We start from the raw sequence: 14,990 nt of genomic DNA, 5'->3' as shown, positions 1-14,990 counted from the left end.
CATGACCTCCGCCACCATCAGGGGCGTAGTGCCCATTCTCGTCACGCCATTCCACCCCGATGGCAGCATCGACGAGGAGAGCCTCGCACGCCTGATCGAGTTCAACATCGCGGCCGGAGTGCACGGCCTCGGCGTGGCGCTGGGCAGCGAAGTGTTCAAGTTCAACGAGGCCGAGCGCGCCCAGATCACGCGCGCCACCATCAAGGCGGTCAACGGCCGCGTGCCGGTCATCATCAACTCGGGCGCTGCCGGCACCGATCTCGCGGTGTTCTATTCGCGCGCTGCCGAGGCGGCGGGCGCCGATGCGCTGATGGTGATCCCGCCCTCCTTCATGCCGGTAAGTTCGGAGGAGATCTTCGACTATTACCGCGCCATCGATGCGGCAGTCGGCATCCCGATCATCCTGCAGGACGTACCGCAGGGGCCGATCTCCCCGGGCCTGGCGCTCCGCATCGCCGACGCCTGCCCGAACGTCACCTACATCAAGGTCGAGACCGTGCCGGTTACCGGCAAGGTGCATGCGATGTCGAGTGCAGCGGGCGACCGGTTGACGATTTTCGGCGGCGCCGGCGGCAGCTATTTCATCGAGGAACTGCGGCGCGGTGCGCACGGGACCATGCCGTTCTGCAGCCAGCCTGCCGATTTCGTTGCGGTGTGGGACGCCTTCCAGCGCGGCGATGAAGCCGCGGCGCGCCAGCGCTTCGATGCGACGATCATGGCAGTGAACCGGCTGGGCAACCAGGGCGGCGACATCTTTTACGCCATCCACAAGCAGCTGCTGGTGCGGCGCGGCATCATCCGCCACGCCCTGGTCCGCAGCCCGACCACCGCCGTCGACCCGATCACCCAGCGCGAGATCGACGAGCTGCTGGCGACCGTCGTTCCGACCCCGGTCGCCTTCGGGGCCTGAGATGGACCCGTTCGCGCTCAGGCGGCTCGGCCGGACCAGCCTCGAGCTGCCCCGGCTCGGGCTGGGCGGCGCGTCCCTCGGCAACATCTTCAACACCATCCCCGAAACCCAGGCCGACGCCACGCTCGACGCGGCATGGGACGCCGGGGTGCGCTTCTATGATACCTCGCCCTGGTATGGCCGCGGGCTCAGCGAGCACCGGATCGGACGTGGGCTCTTCCTTCGCTCGCCCGGCGAGGCGATCGTCTCGAGCAAGGTCGGCCGGGTGCTGTTTGCGCCCGATGACGTTGCCGCCTTCGAAGCGAGCGAACGCAGCTGGCCGAACGGGCTGAAATTCCAGCATCGGCACGATTACAGCTATGCCGGGGTGATGCGCAGCTACGAGGACAGCCTGCAGCGGCTGCGGCGCAATCGCGTCGACGTGCTGGTGATCCACGACCTCGACCTCGCCAATCTCGGCAGCGAGGAGCTGGTGCGCCAGCATCTCGATGCGCTCGACGCCGGTGGCGGCATGCGGGCCCTCGAGGAGCTGAAGGCAGCGGGGCTGATCAAGGCCATCGGTGCCGGCGTCAACCGCATGGGCACCATCCCGCGCTTCCTCGAACGCTTCGAGCTCGATTTCTTCCTCGTGGCGCTGCCCTACACTTTGGCCGAGCAGCCGGTGCTCGATGCCGAGTTCCCGCTTTGCCAAGCGCGCGGCGTCGGCGTGATCATCGGAGGCGTCTTCGCCTCCGGCATCCTCGCCACCGGGCCGGTGCCCGGCGCGCGCTACAACTATGCCATCGCCAACGAGGAGCAGCTCGCTCGAGTTGGCCGCATGCAAGCGGTGTGCGAAGGGCATGGCGTGCCGCTGGCAGCCGCCGCTCTGCAGTTCACGCTGCATCATCCGCTCGTCGCCTCAGTGATCCCCGGCGCCTTCCATCCCGATCACCCGCGCCGCAACGTCGAGAGCATGCGGGTCGAAATTCCGGCGGACCTGTGGGGCGAGCTGAAGCACGAAGGTCTGCTGCGCAGGGATGCGCCGACACCGCAAACGTAGCGTCTTGCACCGGCGGTGCCACACCGCCCCCTCGCCCCTTTGGGGAGAGGGTTGGGGTGAGGGGCGCCAAGCGCGCAGGACCATCCAATTAGGGTACCGCAGAGGGCACAGCCCTTCAGCCAGTGTGCTTGGTTACCCCTCACCCTTACCCTCTCCCCAGAGGGGCGAGGGGACGGGTGTGGCACGGCCGGTGCTCGCTCGAAGCGCTTACGTCAGCCGCGCCAAATACGGCACGGCTTGCGCGCCCTTCAGCTTCTGCGCCAGCCGCGCCACGTAGAGTTCCGACGCGTGGTTGGCGATGCTGAGCCCGTGGCTCTCGCGCCAGATCTCGCCGATCGAGATGGCATTGGCATCCTGGTGCGTCAGGTAGACGAAATCGGCGCCCGGATGGAGGATCACCTCCTCGCCAAAATGCTCGAACGGGAAGGTCGGCACCATCGAGACGAAGTCGTCGACATTGACCACGCGGGTGATCGGCAGGCTGGCGAGCTTGCCGGCACCCACCGCATTGGTCACCCGTGGCTGGCCGAAGGTGGTGGTGCGGGCGAGGCTGTAGCCGTCATCCCTCAAATAGAGCGACAGCACCGCGGCGATGCCGGCGCCCATCGAATAGCCGCTCACGTAAGTCCGGTAATCCTTGCGCAGCTGCGGCGCGATTTCGGCGCGCACGGCGAGCGCGCTGTCCTCGAAGCCGCGGTGCAGCGGGATGCCGTGCCGGGCCTCGGGCTTGAGGAAGATGTCGAAGTCCTCCAGCCAATCCTTGAGGTTCAAGGAGCCGGGCATCGACAGGTACTGCGCCTTATTGCCGTGATCCTGCTCGACCACGTAGCGCACGCCGACCGCCGGGATCTGGCCAACCTTGGTCACATTGGGCCACCGGCCACGGATCTCGGCTTCGCTGCGCTGCGAGTCGTCGGCGCGCCGGGCCATCTGATGCAGGAGCGGAAAATCGACCTTCGCCTTGTCGACCTTGCTGCCGAGGCTGTTGAGTGCCTGCGGGCTGATCGAGGTACAGGCGGCGATCGGCAGCGCGACGAGGCCGCCGAGCACGGCGCGCCGGCTGATCGCCGACGCCGTCAGTCTGTCGTCCCGGTCCGCGCTCACTTTGGCCCCGCTGTCTCACTGCGGGGACCATGCCACAGACCGCGCCGCGCTGTCAGGTGGCGGGACGGCTGTCGTCGGGCTGGGCCTTCGACTTCAGCGCATCCTCGCGGAACTCGAACCACATGGCGTTGAGGATGCCGAAGCTGCAGGCGAGGCCGACGCCGAGGATCCAGGAAAAATACCACATCCGATTGTCTCCTTAGTAGGCGTTGGGGTTCTTGTTGAGGCTGGCGGTGGTTACCGGCCCGCGCATCACCCGGAACACCCAGCTGGTGTAGATCAGGATGATCGGCAGGAAGACGATCGCCGCGCACAGCATGACGAACAGCGTCAGCTGGCTCGACGAGGCGTCCCACACCGTGAGGCTCGACTGCGGGTCGATCGACGAGGGCAAGAGGAACGGGAACAGCGACAACCCGGCGGTGGCGATGATGCCGAAAATCGCAAGGCTCGAGCCGAGCAGCGCCACCAGTCGGGCCCGGGCGCCGAGCGCCCACCAGGCAACGAGGCTGCCGAATACTGCGAGGATCGGCAGGGCCATCGTCCACGGCATGGCGCCGTAATTGCCGCCCCAGGCGCCGACTTCGCGCACCACCTCTTTGCCGAGCGGGTTCGACGGGGCGATGGTCATCGGCGGGCCGACCAGGCGGTAGCCTTCGAGCACGTAAAGCGCCAGCACTCCACCAAGCACGAACAGCACGATCGTCGCCAGCGCCGACCAGCGGCCATATTCGCGCGCTCGCTCGGCGATCTCGCCATCGGTGCGGCCGGCGATCACCGTGGCGCCCTGCGTCACGATCATCGTGAGGCTGACCAGCCCTGAGAGCAGGGCGAACGGCGTCAGGAGGCCGAAGAAGTTGCCGGTGTAGGTGACACGCTGCGTCACATCGAGCTGGAATGGCGCGCCGAGAAACACATTGCCGACCGCGACGCCGAAGATCAGCGATGGCAGGAAGCCGCCGATGAACAATGCCGCATCCCAGGTGGCGCGCCAGCGCGGATCGCTGACCTTGCCGCGGAACTTGAAGCCCACCGGCCGGATGATCAGGGCCAGGAGGATGGCGATCATCGCGATGTAGAATCCCGAAAAGCTAACTGCATAAAGCTGTGGCCAGGCGGCGAAGACGGCGCCGCCGCCGAGGATCAGCCACACTTGGTTGCCTTCCCAGGTCGGGCCGACGAGGTTGATCAGCACGCGCCGCTCCTCATCGGTCTTGGCGACGAACGGCAGGAGCGTACCGACGCCGAGGTCGCGCCCGCCCATCACCGCAAAGCCGATCAGCAGGATGCCGAGCAGGGCCCACCACAGGATGCGCAGCGTTTCATAGTCGAGAGGAATGGTGCTCATCGGGCTGTTCCTTACTTGGCGGGGGCGATCGTGGCGGCTTCGACCGGCTCGACCGACTGATCGAAGTTCAGCTTGTCGGATGGGCCGTGCTTGATGGTGCGAACCATCAGCCAGACCATGACGATGAGCAGCGCCGTGTAGAGCAGCATGAAGAAGCTCAGCGAGATCACCAGATCCCAGAAGTTGAGCCCCGAGGCGGCGTAGAAGGTGGGCAATACGCCCTCCACCACCCAGGGCTGCCGGCCATACTCGGCGATGAACCAGCCCGCTTCGATGGCGATCCACGGCAGCGGCAAGGCGGCGACGGCGACCCAGAGCAGCCAGCGCGGCTTTTCGATCCGGTGCGTCGAGGCCTTCCAGAACCACAGCGCGAAGAAGGCGATGAAGAAGAAGCCGGCGCCGACCATGACGCGGAAGCTCCAGAACAGCGGCCACACGTCCGGGACCGTATCGAGCGCCGCCTTGGCGATCTCCTCGCCGGTGGCGTTCTCGACATCGGGCCGGTACTTCTTCAGCAGCAGCGCATAGCCGAGGTCGGCTTTGGCGGCGTTGAAGGTGTCGCGCGCCGCGCCGTCATTGCGGTTCGCCTGCAGCGCGTTGAGCGCCTTGTAGGCCTCGACGCCATTGACGACGCGCAGCGCCGCACGCTCGGTGAGCTCGGTAATGCCCGGCAGGTCGCGATCGAGCGAGCGCGTGGTGATGAGCCCGAGCACCCAGGGGAACTGCACTTCGAAAGCCGGGCGGCCATCACTGCCCGGAATAGCGAACAGGGTGAGCGCGGCCGGGGCCGGCTCGGTGTGATACATCGCCTCCATCGCGGCGATCTTCATCTTCTGGTGCTCGGTCGCCACATAGCCCGACTCGTCACCGAGGACGACGACGCTGAGCGCCGAGGCGAGGCCGAAGCTGGCGGCGACGACGATCGAGCGCTTGGCCAGTTCCTGGTGCTTGCCGCTCAACAGGAACATCGCGCTCACCGCCAGGACGAACACCGCGCCGCAGACATAGCCGGCCGAGACGGTGTGGACGAACTTCGCCTGCGCCACCGGGTTGAACAGCACCGCCATGAAGTCGGTGACTTCCATGCGCATGGTGTCGGGGTTGAACGCGGCGCCCACCGGGTTCTGCATCCAGCCATTGGCGATGAGGATCCACAGCGCCGAGAAATTGGCGCCCAGCGCCACCAGCCAGGTGACGGCGAGGTGCGCCACCGGCTTCAGCCGATCCCAGCCGAAAAAGAACAGCCCCACCAGCGTCGCTTCGAGGAAGAAGGCCATCAGCCCTTCCATCGCCAGCGGCGCGCCGAACACGTCGCCGACATAGTGGCTGTAATAGCTCCAGTTCATGCCGAACTGGAATTCCATCACCACCCCGGTGGCGACGCCCATGGCGAAGTTGATGCCGAACAGCACCCCCCAGAACAGCGTCGCCTTGCGCCAGACGACGCGTCCGGTCATCACGTAAACGCTCTCCATGATGGCCATCACGAAGGACAGGCCCAGCGTCAGGGGCACGAACAGGAAATGGTACATCGCTGTCGCAGCGAACTGGATGCGCGACAGATCGACGACGATGGGATCGACCATGGGGATGCCTCGTGTTGTCCGGCCCAAGTCTGCACAAACAAGTCTGCACCAGGTGGCCGGCATGCTTGCCGCAGTACATGCATTCGCGTCGCATCGCCTTGATCCAGATCAAGGCGATGTCGCATGACTATAAGCCAGATTTGGAGACCTTCTCCACACGGTAGGTCAATGGACGATAAGGCGAAAATCGGGGGGCGCTGGCTGAACCGCCTCGCGGCAGCCGACCGGCCGTTGCTTATTGCGGTGCTCGGCCTGCCGCTGCTGGCCGGTGCGCTGCTGGTGGCGCAGGCCATGGTGCTGGCGGGGCTGCTGCATCGCGCCATCGTCGAGGGCGCTGGGCTCACGACACTGCTGCCGCAGCTGGCGCTATTGGCGAGCATCCTCGTCATTCGCATCGCGCTGGGTGGCCTCGGCGAAGTGGCGGCTGTGCGCTTCGGTGAAGCGATCAAGGCGCGGCTGCGCGCCGGGCTGGTCGCCGACCTGCTGCGCCGCGCCCCGACCTGGACCGCATCGAAGAGCTCCGGGGCGCTGTCGAGCACCGTGCTCGAACAGGTCGAGGCGCTCGATGGCTATTTCACCCGTTACCTGCCGGCCATGCTGCAGGCGGCGATCCTGCCGATCGGCTTTGCCATCATCGCCTTCTCGGTCGATTGGATCGTCGGGCTGTTGTTCCTGATCTCGGCCCCGCTGATCCCGGTGTTCATGGCGCTGGCCGGCTGGGGCGCCGAAGCCGCGAGCCGCTCGCAGGCCGCCGCGCTGAACCGGCTGAGCGGCCGCTTCGCCGACCGGCTGCGCGGGCTGGTGACGCTGAAGCTGTTCGGCCAGGACGCGGCCGAAACGGCGCGGGTGCGGCTCGCCTCCGAGGAGTTGCGGGTGCGCACCATGCGGGTGATGCGCATCGCCTTCCTCAGCTCGGCAGTGCTGGAATTCTTCGCGGCACTGGGGGTCGCCGGCGTGGCGCTCTATGTCGGGCTGACTTTCCTCGACCTCGTCAACGTCCACAGCTCCGAGCTGACGCTCGCCGCCGGAATGTTCCTGCTGCTGATGGCGCCCGAAGTGTACCAGCCACTGCGCCTGCTCGCGGCGCACTACCACGACCGCGCCTCGGCCAGGGCCGCCGTGGCCGAGATCGAGCGCGAACTCGATGCGCTGCCGGGGGAAGCGACGCCTTTGGTCGCCGTCACCGCGGCTGCCGTCGCGACGGGCGCTGCGACGCTCGAGCTGCGTGCCGTTGCGCTGGCCGATCCGACCGGGCGGCCGGTGCTCGCCGCCGCCGACCTCACCCTCGAGCCCGGAGCCCGGATCGCTATCCTCGGCGCCAGTGGCATCGGCAAGTCGACCCTGCTCGAGGCCATTGCCGGGTTGCGGACCTTCAGCGGCGAGATCCGCATCGACGGGCAGGCGCTTGCCGAAATCGCTGAACCGCAGCTGCGGCAGCGCGTCGCCATGCTGGGGCAGCGGCCACGACTGTTCGCCGGCAGCATTGCCGACAATATCAGGTTGGGGCGGCGTGACGCCGATCATGCGGCGGTGCGGCAGGCGGCGCAGCTGGCGCGGGTCACCGACTTCGCCGACGCCTTGCCTGAGGGGCTGGCGACGCTGTTGGGCGAGGACGGACTGGGCCTTTCCGGCGGCGAGGTCCAGCGCATCGCGCTGGCCCGCATCTACCTGCGCGATCCCGGGCTGATCCTGCTCGACGAGCCGACGGCGCACCTCGATGCCGCGACCGAGGCGCTGGTGCTCGATGGCCTCGCCGAATTCGCCGGTGGGCGCACCCTCATCGTCGCCACCCACGCGCGGGCTGTCGCGGCGCGCATGGACAGAGTGTTCCGCATCGCCGGCGGCAAGCTGCTGCTGGCGCCGAAGCCGGTCATCACCGATCGCAACGTGGGGGCGGCATGAGAGCCATCTTCGCCTTTGCGCCACTGCTGGGGCGGTTGAAGGGCCCGATTGTGCTCACCGTGCTGCTGTCGCTGCTGACGCTGCTCGCCGGCATCGGTCTGCTCGGGCTTTCCGGCTGGTTCCTCACCGCAGCGGCGCTGAGCACGCTCGGCTCGGCCTTCAACATCTTTGCGCCTTCGGCAGGCGTCCGCGGCCTGTCATTCATCCGTATCCTCGCGCGCTACGGCGAAAAGCTCAGCGGTCACGACATGACGCTGCGGCTGCTGTCCGACCTCAGGGCCTGGCTGTTTGCACGGCTGTTTCCGCTGGTCCCGCTGGCGCGGCGCTTCGGCCGAGGCGACCTGGTCAGCCGGCTGCTCGCCGATGTCGAGGCGCTGGATACGGTGTTCCTCGTGGCGCTTGGGCCGATCAGCACCGCGGTACTGGCCGGCGCCGCGATGACCGTGGCGCTGGCGCTTGCCTTGCCCGGCGCGGCCCTGGTCTATGCGCTGCTGTTCTTTGCCGCGGTGCTGCTGGTGCCGGTCGGGCTGGTGCTGGCCTCGCGCGCTGTCGGCAGCGAGGTCGTCGCGGCTGGCGCGGCGCTGCGCCAGGCCGTGCTCGATGGCGTCGACGGGCACCAGGACCTGGTGCTGTTCGGCGCTACAGGCGAGGCTGCGGCGAGCGCTGCAACCGCATCGGCGCGGCTGGCACAGGCCCGCCGACGGCTTGGCCTGCGCGCCGCGCTGGCTTCGGCGCTGGTGCAACTGCTGGCCGGCGGTGCCCTGCTCGGCACCCTGGTGGCCGGTTTCGCGGCGCTCGAGGCCGGTACGATCGACGGGCCGCTGCTTGCCGGTCTGTTGCTGGCGGTGCTCGCCAGCTTCGAAGCCTCCGCCATGCTGGTGCGCAGCGCCACGCGGCTCGCCGGAGCCGCCGCCGCTGCCGACCGGCTACAGGCCATCGCCAGCAGTGCGCCCGCCGTCGCCGAACCGGCCGCTCCGCTGCCGATTCCGGCCGGCGGCGATATGCGCTTCGAAGCGGTGCGCTTCGGCTACGACCCCCAGCACCCGGTGCTCGACGGGCTGAGCTTTGCGGTCCGGAGCGGTGAATGCGTCGCCATCACAGGACCGAGCGGCGCCGGCAAGTCGACCATCGCGCAGCTGCTGCTGCGGCTGGCCGATCCTGACGCCGGCACTGTGCGCCTCAACGGCAGCGATCTCCGCGAGATGGCCGGCCCCGAGCTTCGCCAACGGGTCGCGCTGATGACCCAGGATGCGCCGGTTTTCCTCGACACCATTCGCGCCAACCTTCGCATCGGAAGGGATAACGCAGACGACGGAGCGTTGTGGCATGTGCTCGAGGCGGTGCACCTGGCGGAGTTCGTTCGCGGCTTGCCCGGGCAGCTCGACGCCGTGGTCGGAGAGGCAGGCCGAACCCTCTCGGCCGGGCAGGCCCGCCGCATCTGCCTGGCGCGCACCCTGCTGTCGCGCGCCGACATCGTCGTCTTCGACGAACCGACCAGCGGGCTCGATGCCGAGACCGAGGCAGCGTTTCTCGCCGAACTGCCGGAGCTGACCCGCGGCCGCACGGCCATTGTCATTACCCACGCGGTGGTACCGGAGACGTTTGACCGGGTGCTGGAATTGCGGGCAGGGCGGTTAGCGGAGGTTCGCCACCACTGAAAGGCCCAGCTCCGCTTGAGAAAAATCAGGTCGGGAATGGCGTGCCTCCCGCGAACATCGCGCGCGTTGCCCACCCCACCCCATCCCTCCCCGTCAAGGGGAGGGTGCCGGCTGGTGCTTGTGTCGGTATCCAGCCACAAACTCGATGCTCACCTCCCCCTTGACGGGGGAGGCAAGCGAAGCTTGGGAGCGTAGCGATCTAGCGCAGCTCGGAGGGGGTGTGACTTGGCCACGATGCACGCGGCGACCTCGCCACCAGCCCTTCACCTACCCGCAAAGCCCCTGCAACGCATCGAGGTCCGGCACCTCGACCGTCCGGTTATTGGTAATCATGACCACCCCCGCCTGCCGCAGCTTGGTCAGCTGGCGCGACACCGTCTCGATGGTGAGGCCGAGGAAATCGGCGATATCCGAGCGGCTGAGCGGCAGCTCGAAGCTGATGCCGTCGCTCGCCTCCGCCGCGGGGTCGGCATGCATGGCGATCAGATAGAGGAAGCTTGCGACCTTTTCCTGCGCGGTCTTGCGGCCCAGCGTCACCATCCAGTCGCGCGCTTCGTCGAGCTCGCGCAGCGTTTGCTGCATCAGCCGGTGCTCGAGCGCCGGGGTGCTGGCGATCATCTGTTCGAGCGCCGGCCGCGGGATGACGCAGAGGTCGACCGTCGAAGCCGCCTCGGCGGTGACGACGCTCTCCCGCCCGAACAGCCGGCCGAGGAAATCCGGCGCGAACTGCAGGCCGACCAATTGCTGGCGGCCGTCTTCCAGCACCTTGCTGAGCTTGATCACCCCGCGCATCACATTGGCGTAGGCGTGGATCGCCATGCTGTCGCCGATCAGCTCGTCGCCATGCTCGTGCCGTTCCTTGCGGGTGTGGCGGGCGAATTCGATCAGCTCATCCGGCTTCAGCGCACCGCACATGCCTCGGTGACGCGCTTCGCAGCTGCGGCACAGCACGGGGGTCTCGGAATTGTGGATGTCCAGACGCTCGCCCATCGCGGGTGAGCCTTACACCGTCCTGCGGCGTGGCGGATGGTGAGGTTTGTCGCACGCGGCATTCAGTCTCGGGGAGCGGGCCGCGGCGTATTTCGCGTGTACCACATCACCCAGCCGAGCGTGCCCATCAGCAGGCTGAAGGCGGCGAGGACGGCGGTAACGACGATGGCGGCTTCGGGTGGCATATCGGTGCTCTCTGCTTGATGCAGAGAGATCACCGCACAACGGTACGCGACGCCTTGATCCAGATCAAAAGCGTCGCGATTTCCGTGGCTTGGACAGAACTGCCGGGTTAGCGCCTCAGCGCGAGAACGGTACCGAAGCCGTCAGCACCTGGCCGGAATTGTTGAACTCGACCTCGAAATCGACGGTGATGGCGTTGCCCTCGAGCAGAATCCGCGAGCCGATGCGCACATCATTGCCGCCGCGATCCTGCTGCTTCTCGCGCAGGTCGAAATTGATCGTGTCGCCTTTAATCTGGCCGACCGCGACGCCGGTGAAGCCGGCATTCGAGCTCATCACCGCCTGGTAGCGCTGCGCCTTGTCGTCGAAGGCGATGGTGCCGCTGACCGACAGGTTCATGTCGATCAGGCTGCACCGGCCGGCATAGTTGATCTTGTTCAGGTTACCCTTGGAAATGCCGAGCCGACATTTGAACGGTTCGGGATTCTGGCCTCCGACCAGTGCACCCGCTCCCTTCCAGTCGCCCACGTACGACTCCAGGACTTCCACTGGCCCGGAAATCGCCGGCGTCGCCATTCCCGCCAGCGTCATGGCGGTGACGGCCATAGCGGCATGCAGGTGCTGTCTCATCTCGTCCCACGCCCTCCAACGGCGTTCTAGCGTTCAGTAACGCTGAAATCTGTAAGCGGCCGGGTATTCGGTCCGCTTCCATTTTGACTTGCCCGCCCGACGATGCCAGAGATCATGCGGCGGGCAGTAAGAAGCAAGAGCGGCCTGCACATTCTTTTGGTTTGTCCCCTACCGCAAGTCCCAAATGGCCCTAAGTCAAGACCACAGCTCCAGTCCGCGTGTCCCGGCGGCGCAGCCGATCGTTGATGCGTCCGGGGTGAATTACACTCTGGAGGTCGCTTCACAGCCGCTTCACATTCTGAGGAACGTCTCGCTCCGGGTCGAAGCCTCGGAAGTCGCGGCAATCGTCGGGCCTTCAGGCAGCGGCAAGACCTCGCTGCTGATGTTGCTGGCCGGACTGGAACGCGCCACGTCCGGCAAGGTGGTGGTCGCCGGGCAGGACCTTTCGGGGTTGAGCGAGGACGATCTGGCGGTGTTCCGCCGCCATACGCTGGGCATCGTGTTCCAGAGTTTTCACCTCATCCCGTCGCTGACCGCGCTCGACAATGTCGGGCTGGCGCTCGAGATCGCCTCGCCCGACCTGTCGCTGGCGCAGACCCGCGAGGCCGCCGCGGCGGCGCTCGAGGCGGTCGGGCTCGGCGGCCGGCTGCAGCATCGGCCGGCGGCTTTGTCGGGCGGCGAACAGCAGCGCGTCGGGCTGGCCCGCGCCATGATCGCCAAGCCGCGGCTGCTCCTGGCCGACGAGCCGACCGGCAACCTCGACCAGGAAACCGGCGCGGTGGTGGTCGAGCTGATGTTCGATCTGGCCCGCCAGCAAGGCACCGCGGTGGTGCTGATCACCCATGATCCATCGCTGGCGGCGCGCGCCGACCGGGTGTTCACCATGACATCAGGCGAGCTGGTCGAAACCCGATCGGTCCAAGCCTGATGCGCGCCGTCCTCGCGGCCATCCGCATCGGCCTGCTCGATATGCGCGGCGACTTGCGGCGCTTCGGCCTCCTGATCATCTGCCTCGCCGTCGGCACGGCGCTGATATCAGGCGTCAGCTCGGTGGGCGCCAGCATCCGGCAGGCGGTGGAAGAGAATGCCGCCGTACTGATGGGCGGCGATGTCGAGCTGTCGCGCGCCGACCGGCAGGCCACCGCCGACGAGCTGGCGCTGATCTCGCGCTTCGGGCGGGTGTCCTATGTCGTCGACACCAATGTCCGCGCCGAAGTCGGCAATCAGAGCGCCTTTGTCGATCTGGTCTCGGTGGGCGATACCTATCCGCTGCTCGGCGCGGTCGACAGCCCGCAACTGCCGTCGGGCGAGACGCCGTTTGCCTTCCTGTCGTTCCGCGACGGCAAGTTCGGCGCGCTGGTCAGTCCGCTGATGCTCGATCAGCTCGGCATCAAGGTCGGCGACACGCTTGAGATCGCCGGCACCGAGTTCGTAGCGCGCGGCGCGCTGGGCGGCCTGCCCGATGCCGCGGTACGCGGCTTCCGGCTGGGCCTCCCCGCCGTCATCACCACCGAGGCGCTGGCGGTGCTCTCCGACCGCACCTCGCCGCTCCCGGGGCTTGGCACCTTTTTTCGCTACAAGCTGGTGCTGACCGAGGGCGACGCCGATAGCGGCAAGGCGGCGCTGGAGACCGCGCTCGCCGATCCGAGCTGGACCATCCGCTCGGCCCGCGAGGGCCTCGGCCCGATGGTGCGCTACTACGACCTGTTCATGCGCTTCCTGGTGATCGTCGGTCTCGCCTCGCTGCTCATCGGCGGGGTCAGCGTCTGGACCAGCATTTCGGCCTATATCGCCGAGCGCGCCAATGTCATCGCCGTGCTGCGCAGCATGGGCGCCGGGCGAGCCCGCATCTTCGTGCATTTCTTCTCGCAGATCGCGGCGCTCGCGGGCGTCGGCGTCGGCATCGGCCTCGTCGTCGGGGCCGGCACCGCGCTGGTGGCGCTGCCGGCCATCGGCGCCGCCGTCGGTGTCGACCTGGCGCCGACCCTGCATGTCCAGCCGCTGCTGGTGGCGGCGGGCGTCGGCTTTCTTATCGCCTTTGCCTTCTCCTACCTGCCCTTGCAGCAGGCCCAGACCATCAGCCCGGTGACATTGTTCCGCTCCAAGGGGCTCGCCGCGCCGCCGATCGACTGGGCCGGGCTGATCTTTTCGGCGCGTATCGTCCCCCTGGTGCTGGCCGCCGCCCTGTTCCTGTGGCTCGCCGTCATCATGACCGACGATTCGATGCTGGTCGCGGCCTTCGCCATTGTCAGCGTGCTGTCGGTGGTGCTGTTCCAGTTCGGCATCTTTCTCGCCCGGCAGGCGCTGCGGAAGTCGCCTGAGCCGTCCAACCGCGTGCTGCGCTACGCGCTGCGCAATATCTCAAGCCCGGGCTCCAACGCTTCCTCGGTGGTGATCTCGGTCGGGCTGGCGCTCGCCATGCTGGTGGTGGTGCTGGTGCTGCAGGTGAACCTCAGGAACGAGTATCTGGGCGCCTCGGTGTTCGACGCGCCGACCCTGGTCGCCTCCGATCTCTTCTCCGACGAGGTCGATACGCTGCAGAAGCTGAAGGACGAAGGCGGCGACATCACCGCCTTTGCCGCAACTCCGATGCTGCGCGGCGCGCTGAGCGCCATCAACGACACCCCGGCGGCAGAGCTGCAGCCGCGGGGACCGGAGGCATCGTTCCTGCTCTCGGGTGAGATCCCGCTGACCTTTCGGCAGGTGCTGCCGGCGACCTCGAAGCTGGTGGCAGGGGACTGGTGGTCGGCCGACCACCAGGGGCCGCCTTTGGTGTCGCTGCACCAGAGCCTTCGCGCCGGCCTCGGTATCAAGCTCGGCGACAAGCTGTCCTTCGCCATCTTCGGCGACACCATCACCGCCGAGGTCGCCAATTTCCGCGATTACTCCTGGCAGGGCGGCATCGATTTTCTCGCCACCTTCTCGCCGGGCGTGCTGGACGAGTACCCCTCGACGCTGTTGGGTTCGGTGACCGCGGCGCCGGGACGCGAAGAGGCTGTGGAGCGGGAACTTGCCAGCTTGCTGCCCGATGTCCGCTTCATCGCCATCGGTGCGACGCTCGAGCAGATCACCCGGGCCCTGAGCCAACTGTCGCTTGCCGCCTCGCTGGTCGGCGGGTTGGCGGTGGGCAATGGGCTGCTGGTGCTGATCGGCAGTCTTGCCACCGGACGCCGGCAGCGGCAGGCCGACGCGGTGATCTCAAAAGTGCTCGGCGCCAAGCGCTTCGACGTGCTGTCGGTTTCGGTGCTGCACTATGTGCTGCTGGCGGCTTTCGCCGCCGTGCTGGCGACGCCGCTCGGCATCGGGCTCGCCTGGATTCTCACCCTGGTGCTGCTCGAGGTCGAGTTCGCCCTCGATGCGACGACGCTTGCAGCGGTCGATCTCGGCGCCATCGTCATCACCGGCTTCCTCGGCGCCACCACCATTGTCGGCGTGCTGCAGCGGCGCTCAGCCGGCTTTTTGCGCGAGCCGTAAGCGTTATCCCAATGCTCGGACCGTTCCCCACACACGGTGTCATTCCCGCGAAGGCGGGAACCCAGTGGGATGCTGCGGTATCCGCTGAGGCCGAGATATCCCTCCATCTCCTGGCCTCCGCGGGGATGACGCTGGTGGGGAGGTGAGGCCAGGTCATAATGGGGCG

13 protein-coding genes are annotated in these 14,990 nt (G+C 67.3%); 6 read left to right on the top strand and 7 right to left on the bottom strand.

Translation table 11 applies throughout. The features are described 5' to 3' along the window. Position 1: 1 nt before the first annotated feature. Together ASC68_RS01045 and ASC68_RS01040 are read left to right on the top strand one after the other, a co-directional pair. Positions 2 to 910, top strand: a complete 909-nt coding sequence (locus ASC68_RS01045; protein ID WP_055873447.1) for a dihydrodipicolinate synthase family protein — start codon at positions 2 to 4, stop codon at positions 908 to 910. Position 911: 1 nt separating this feature from the next. Beyond that, the gene (locus tag ASC68_RS01040; RefSeq protein WP_055873444.1) at positions 912 to 1,949 is read left to right on the top strand and encodes an aldo/keto reductase; all 1,038 of its coding nucleotides are present in this window, start codon (positions 912 to 914) and stop codon (positions 1,947 to 1,949) included. Between the two features lie 207 nt (positions 1,950 to 2,156). Here the strand turns inward: ASC68_RS01040 and ASC68_RS01035 are convergent, their stop codons facing one another. The 4 genes from ASC68_RS01035 to ASC68_RS01025 are packed head-to-tail and all read right to left on the bottom strand — an operon-like array spanning position 2,157 to position 5,987. After that, positions 2,157 to 3,053, bottom strand: a complete 897-nt coding sequence (locus ASC68_RS01035; RefSeq protein ID WP_055873439.1) for a lipase family protein — start codon at positions 3,051 to 3,053, stop codon at positions 2,157 to 2,159. A 52-nt stretch (positions 3,054 to 3,105) separates the two neighbouring features. Beyond that, positions 3,106 to 3,240 carry a cytochrome bd-I oxidase subunit CydX gene (cydX, locus tag ASC68_RS28165; RefSeq protein WP_082527805.1) on the bottom strand — a complete coding sequence of 45 codons (135 nt, stop codon included), beginning with the start codon at positions 3,238 to 3,240 and terminating at the stop codon, positions 3,106 to 3,108. Positions 3,241 to 3,252: 12 nt separating this feature from the next. Continuing rightward, the gene (cydB, locus tag ASC68_RS01030) at positions 3,253 to 4,401 is read right to left on the bottom strand and encodes a cytochrome d ubiquinol oxidase subunit II (RefSeq protein WP_055873436.1); all 1,149 of its coding nucleotides are present in this window, start codon (positions 4,399 to 4,401) and stop codon (positions 3,253 to 3,255) included. An 11-nt stretch (positions 4,402 to 4,412) separates the two neighbouring features. Then, positions 4,413 to 5,987 (bottom strand): cytochrome ubiquinol oxidase subunit I, encoded by a 1,575-nt coding sequence (locus ASC68_RS01025; RefSeq protein WP_055873433.1) that lies wholly within the window; start codon positions 5,985 to 5,987, stop codon positions 4,413 to 4,415. Between the two features lie 168 nt (positions 5,988 to 6,155). Here ASC68_RS01025 and cydD point away from each other — a divergent pair, with 168 nt between their 5' ends. Further along, on the top strand, positions 6,156 to 7,889 hold the full coding sequence (gene cydD, locus ASC68_RS01020; protein ID WP_055873430.1) for a thiol reductant ABC exporter subunit CydD: 1,734 nt from the start codon (positions 6,156 to 6,158) through the stop codon (positions 7,887 to 7,889). Continuing rightward, complete coding sequence (gene cydC / locus ASC68_RS01015; protein ID WP_055873427.1) at positions 7,886 to 9,547, top strand: thiol reductant ABC exporter subunit CydC; 1,662 nt, start codon at positions 7,886 to 7,888, stop codon at positions 9,545 to 9,547. The genes cydD and cydC overlap by 4 nt, the downstream gene beginning before the upstream one ends. Positions 9,548 to 9,814: 267 nt before the next feature. Here the strand turns inward: cydC and ASC68_RS01010 are convergent, their stop codons facing one another. From ASC68_RS01010 to ASC68_RS01005, 3 genes are all read right to left on the bottom strand, one after another. Then, positions 9,815 to 10,537 carry a Crp/Fnr family transcriptional regulator gene (locus tag ASC68_RS01010; protein WP_055873424.1) on the bottom strand — a complete coding sequence of 241 codons (723 nt, stop codon included), beginning with the start codon at positions 10,535 to 10,537 and terminating at the stop codon, positions 9,815 to 9,817. Between the two features lie 62 nt (positions 10,538 to 10,599). Next, positions 10,600 to 10,722, bottom strand: coding sequence for a hypothetical protein (locus ASC68_RS29300; protein WP_282569852.1), 123 nt, complete (start codon positions 10,720 to 10,722; stop codon positions 10,600 to 10,602). Between the two features lie 115 nt (positions 10,723 to 10,837). Continuing rightward, positions 10,838 to 11,350: a heme-binding beta-barrel domain-containing protein gene (locus tag ASC68_RS01005; RefSeq protein WP_156384488.1), complete on the bottom strand. Its 513-nt coding sequence runs from the start codon at positions 11,348 to 11,350 to the stop codon at positions 10,838 to 10,840. Positions 11,351 to 11,606: 256 nt separating this feature from the next. Between ASC68_RS01005 and ASC68_RS01000 the strand changes: the two genes are divergently transcribed. Both ASC68_RS01000 and ASC68_RS00995 read left to right on the top strand, forming a co-directional pair. Next, positions 11,607 to 12,278 carry an ABC transporter ATP-binding protein gene (locus tag ASC68_RS01000; protein WP_244488392.1) on the top strand — a complete coding sequence of 224 codons (672 nt, stop codon included), beginning with the start codon at positions 11,607 to 11,609 and terminating at the stop codon, positions 12,276 to 12,278. Next, positions 12,278 to 14,824 carry an FtsX-like permease family protein gene (locus ASC68_RS00995; protein ID WP_055873417.1) on the top strand — a complete coding sequence of 849 codons (2,547 nt, stop codon included), beginning with the start codon at positions 12,278 to 12,280 and terminating at the stop codon, positions 14,822 to 14,824. Before ASC68_RS01000 ends, ASC68_RS00995 begins: the two co-directional genes overlap by 1 nt. Positions 14,825 to 14,990: the final 166 nt, after the last annotated feature.

Source organism: Devosia sp. Root105, assembly GCF_001424865.1.
Taxonomy (GTDB): Bacteria; Pseudomonadota; Alphaproteobacteria; order Rhizobiales; family Devosiaceae; genus Devosia_A.
The sequence above is the reverse complement of the archived record's forward strand: the minus strand, read 5'-3'. Positions and strand labels throughout refer to the sequence as shown.

Bases quoted from the DNA above. Each gene is read 5' to 3' on its own strand.
- cydX (WP_082527805.1), bottom strand. From the start codon at position 3,240: ATGTGGTATTTTTCCTGGATCCTCGGCGTCGGCCTCGCCTGCAGCTTC.
- cydD (WP_055873430.1), top strand. From the start codon at position 6,156: ATGGACGATAAGGCGAAAATCGGGGGGCGCTGGCTGAACCGCCTCGCG.
- ASC68_RS01025 (WP_055873433.1), bottom strand. From the start codon at position 5,987: ATGGTCGATCCCATCGTCGTCGATCTGTCGCGCATCCAGTTCGCTGCG.
- ASC68_RS00995 (WP_055873417.1), top strand. From the start codon at position 12,278: ATGCGCGCCGTCCTCGCGGCCATCCGCATCGGCCTGCTCGATATGCGC.
- ASC68_RS01040 (WP_055873444.1), top strand. From the start codon at position 912: ATGGACCCGTTCGCGCTCAGGCGGCTCGGCCGGACCAGCCTCGAGCTG.
- cydB (WP_055873436.1), bottom strand. From the start codon at position 4,401: ATGAGCACCATTCCTCTCGACTATGAAACGCTGCGCATCCTGTGGTGG.
- cydC (WP_055873427.1), top strand. From the start codon at position 7,886: ATGAGAGCCATCTTCGCCTTTGCGCCACTGCTGGGGCGGTTGAAGGGC.
- ASC68_RS01010 (WP_055873424.1), bottom strand. From the start codon at position 10,537: ATGGGCGAGCGTCTGGACATCCACAATTCCGAGACCCCCGTGCTGTGC.
- ASC68_RS29300 (WP_282569852.1), bottom strand. From the start codon at position 10,722: ATGCCACCCGAAGCCGCCATCGTCGTTACCGCCGTCCTCGCCGCCTTC.
- ASC68_RS01005 (WP_156384488.1), bottom strand. From the start codon at position 11,350: ATGAGACAGCACCTGCATGCCGCTATGGCCGTCACCGCCATGACGCTG.
- ASC68_RS01045 (WP_055873447.1), top strand. From the start codon at position 2: ATGACCTCCGCCACCATCAGGGGCGTAGTGCCCATTCTCGTCACGCCA.